Source organism: Sphingomonas xinjiangensis, from assembly GCF_014199255.1.
GTDB classification, from domain to species: Bacteria; Pseudomonadota; Alphaproteobacteria; order Sphingomonadales; family Sphingomonadaceae; genus Sphingomonas; species Sphingomonas xinjiangensis.
Genome location: NZ_JACIJF010000053.1, coordinates 1 through 3,868 on the forward strand (window position 1 = coordinate 1; position 3,868 = coordinate 3,868).

General features: G+C 64.0%; 2 protein-coding genes. Both read right to left on the reverse strand.

From position 1 onward, the window contains the following. Window positions 1-170 precede the first annotated feature (170 nt). Window positions 171-2,204, reverse strand: a complete 2,034-nt coding sequence (locus tag FHT02_RS21160) for a hybrid sensor histidine kinase/response regulator (RefSeq protein ID WP_184092211.1) — start codon at window positions 2,202-2,204, stop codon at window positions 171-173. After that, complete coding sequence (locus tag FHT02_RS21165; protein WP_184092220.1) at window positions 2,201-3,490, reverse strand: PAS domain-containing protein; 1,290 nt, start codon at window positions 3,488-3,490, stop codon at window positions 2,201-2,203. Before FHT02_RS21165 ends, FHT02_RS21160 begins: the two co-directional genes overlap by 4 nt. Between the last annotated feature and the right edge of the window lie 378 nt (window positions 3,491-3,868).

A 3,868-nucleotide genomic window follows, 5' to 3' on the forward strand; every position in this document is an offset into this window, starting at 1 on the left:
CGCCATCGCTTTCACTCCTTCCCTCGAGGCACGAGGTCAGGTTCGACCCCGATCCAGGCATCGTACGTGAAGGGGCTGTCATTCCATCTGCTGTCGAAACGCAGCCGCCGCGATACACCATCTTTCTGCTGAGGCAGCTCGCCGGGGGAAAACCCGCCGGTGTGCTTCGATCACCCATCACTCGAAGGAGTCAGAGCCGCGACGCTCGTAGCCAGCTCAGCGCTCCGGAACGGCTTAGTCAGGCGCGGCCACTCCGGAGCAATACCCTCCACCTCCGCGTATCCCGACACTACTAGCACCGGCAATGCAGGCTTCAGCGCGCGCGCCTCACGCGCCAAGTCAGCGCCGTTCATGCCCGGCATGAGGTGATCAGTCACGAGCAGATCGGGGTCGATACCCCCCTTGATGAGATGTAGCGCCTCCTCGGCTGAGTCGGCTTCGACCACCTCGAAGCCAAGATCTATCAGCATGTCGGCTGTGCTCATTCGCACCAATTCCTCATCGTCGACCAGAAGCGCGGTGCCACGGTTCGCGTGGGTAACCCGCGCAGGAGCTGCAATCTCATCCTCGCCCACGACCGCCGCGCTGCATGGGAGCCAGAGTTCAATCTTAGTGCCACGGCCCGGTGCGCTATCGATAGTCAACCCGCCGCCGAGTTGAGCGGCAAGGCCGTGCACCATGGAGAGCCCCAGCCCCGTCCCTCTGCCGATGCCCTTGGTTGAGAAGAATGGCTCCACTGCTCTGGCGAGTGTTTCATGGTCCATGCCGACCCCGGTGTCGGCGACGCAAAGCAGGATATAGTGGCCGGGTTTAAGCTTCGCGGGATGACGTCCCTCAACGCTCTCCCGCCTGGCGCAGATCGTGAGCGTGCCACCATTGGGCATCGCGTCGCGGGCGTTCACTGCGAGGTTGAGCAGCGCCATCTCGAGCTGGTTCAGGTCTGCGCTCGCCGGCGGTAAGTCGGCCGCGAGATCCACGCGGACGTCAATCGTCGGGCCCAGCGTCGAGCCGATCAGGCCGGCCATGCCGTCCACCAGGCGCGCGACGTCCACGGCGGTCGGCTGAAGGGGCTGTCGACGGGCGAAGGCGAGCAGGCGCTGGACGAGCGTTTTTGCCCGCTCGGCCGACTGCAGCGCGCCGTCGATGAGCCGGCGCTCACGCTCGGTGCCCACGCCCTTGCGCACCAGCATGTCGAGCGAGCCGATGATGGGTGTGAGCAGGTTGTTGAAGTCATGTGCCACCCCGCCGGTCAGGCTGCCCATCGCCTCCATCTTCTGGCTCTGGCGCAGCGCCTCTTGCGCCGCCTCGAGCTCGGCCTGCCGCTCGCGCTCGACCGTTACGTCGCGGCCCACGGCGTAAAAGACATTTCCTTCCGGCACGAGCGTCCACGAGATCCAACGCCAGCCGCCGTCCGCATGCCGGATCCGATCCTCGAACCGTTCCACGGTTTCGCCACGCAGCAGCCGCTCCATCATCGCGTGGACGGCGCCGTGATCGCCGGGGTGGACCTGTTCCCGGAACGACAGAGACAGCAGCGTCGCCTCATCTCGGCCGAAGGTCGTCTCCCAAGCGGGATTGATTGCCTTCAGATGTCCATCGAAGCCCATGATCGCGAACAGGTCGTGGCTCATCTCCCACACCCGGTTACGCTCGGCCGTGCGCTCAGTGACCGCGCGCTCCAGCTCCTCGCGCGAGCGGTTGAGCACGTCGCGCGCTTCCACGATCTCATGGATGTCGGTGCAGGTGCCGAACCAGCGGGCAATCTGTCCCCGCTCGTCGCGGACGCACTGGGCTCGCCCGATCACCCAACGGTGATGGCCCGAGCTGTGCCGCAGGCGATACTCGACATGGTAAGGCTCGCCGGTTGCAAGGGAGTGCCGCCAGAGGCTCCAAGCCCGTTCCATATCCTCGGGGTGGAACATGCCATTCCAGGCCTCGCCGTCTGTCGAGCCTTGAGGCACCCCGGTGTAGTCGTACCAACGTTGATTGAAGTAGTCGTGGTATCCGTCAGGCTTTGTTGACCAGATCATCTGGTCGATGGAGTTGGCAATCGCTTCGAAACGAGCTTCGCTCGCCCGTAGCGCCGCCTGAGCCTTCCGCGCCGAGGTAACGTCGCGCGACACCGAAAGCAGCTTCTCAGGCTTGCCGTTCAGCCCATTGATCGGTGTCACCGCTACGTCCCACCAGCGCGGCGTCCCTTTCATCGTCGTGGCAAAGCCTTAAAACGCCCGGTGCCGCCGCACTTAGCCTCCTCCACGGCGGCTACTGCCTTCGCGTGCTCCTCGCCAGGCCAAAAGTCGGGCCAGCAGGCACCTTGGATCGCCGCGAAATCCTCGACCTCCATGACGCCCTTACCACCCTCCGACATAAACTCCAGACGGCCGTCCAGGTCGAGGACCTTGATGCAATCGCTTGAGCTCGCGAGGATACGCCGATTGAACTCCTCGCTCGCTCGCAGCGCTGTCTCTGTCGTGCGCATACGGTCGATCACCGCTTGCTGGTCTCGGGCCAGCTGATCCCGCGCCTCGGCTTCGCCGCGCAACCGCACCGTTTCGGTGACGTCCTCAACGCGATGGATGATAAGCGCAACATTGCCGCTTCTGTCGAGCACCGGCGAATTCACGGGGCTCCACCACCGCTCGACGAAGCGTCCATCCGCCTCCTGCACCGCGTAGCGCTGAACCGCCATCGTATCGGTCGCCTCCGTTGCCACCACCCGCTCGAGCGATGCGGTAAGATTCCGCACGCCATCCGCAGTTGGATCATTGGGATCGTCCGGGAACACCTCGAACAGGCGACGGCCAATTTGCTGGGCGCGCGTCGTCCCAGTCACCTGAAGGCGCGCGTCGTTGGCCGCGACAATCGTCCAGTCAGGCGGCGCAACAACCAAAAACGGGGCGGGCGATGCGTCGAACAGCGCACGGAAGTCGGCAGATAGGTCGGCAGCGGCGATCGCATCGTCCAATCGACGCTCCGCCTCCTGTTGCGCGCGTTCGGCCATGATGCGCCCGGTCGCATCGAATGCAGTTAGGAAGATGCCTTCGACCTTGCCCGTCTCACCACGAACTGGCGCAAAGCTGTATGACCAGAACGTTTCGATTAGGCCGCCATCACTCTCCATTATCAGTTGCTGGTTCTCGGCCACGACGCCGACTCCAGTGTCCAGCACCTGTTGCGCCGACGCAGTTAGCGCCTGCCACATTGTCGGCCAGGTGTTGGCCATGGTTTCCCCCAGCGCCAATGGGTGCCGCTCGCCCAAAAAAGGGCGGTAGGCGTCGTTGTAAAGCAGCCGAAAGTCGGGGCCCCAGAGGATTGCGCTCACCGCCGGCGAGTTGAGGCAGGTCGACAGCGCCGTCCGCAGCGCCTGCGGCCAAGCCGAAGGCGGGCCGAGGGGTGAACTTGGCCAATCGTGGGCGCGCACTAGCGCGCCCATTTCCCCGTCGCCGATCGGGTAGGTTTCTTCCCCACTCAGGCCCTGAAGGGAGCTCAATTGTCTTCTCCGATCGCCTCCCCCAGGCGGAGATGACGCGATAACATTGCGTTAGCTCCGTTCTTCTTGTTCGTCATGAGCTAATGCGCGCCGGGACCTCGAGCCTTTGGCAACCATGCTAGCCCTCGCGAATGTCTGGTTCTCGAATCTGCTCGCCTGCGAGCTGCCGGTCTGCTTGCGGCCCAGCTCCTGTCGGCAAGGCAAACCTGAACGACCGTCCGCTTCCGGGAAGCTTTTGGAACGCAATGGATGTCCGACTTCGGGGCGGAAGCTGCCGTAAGCAGGGCAGCTGAGCGCCAACAGCTGCCATCTCGGGGAGCTCAAGCGCATCCTGTAAGGTGCCGTCCGTTCATCCTTCGAGACCTCGTACTTGCAGAG

Coding starts and splice junctions, on each gene's coding strand:
- FHT02_RS21160 (WP_184092211.1), bottom strand. CDS start 2,204: ATGAAAGGGACGCCGCGCTGGTGGGACGTAGCGGTGACACCGATCAAT.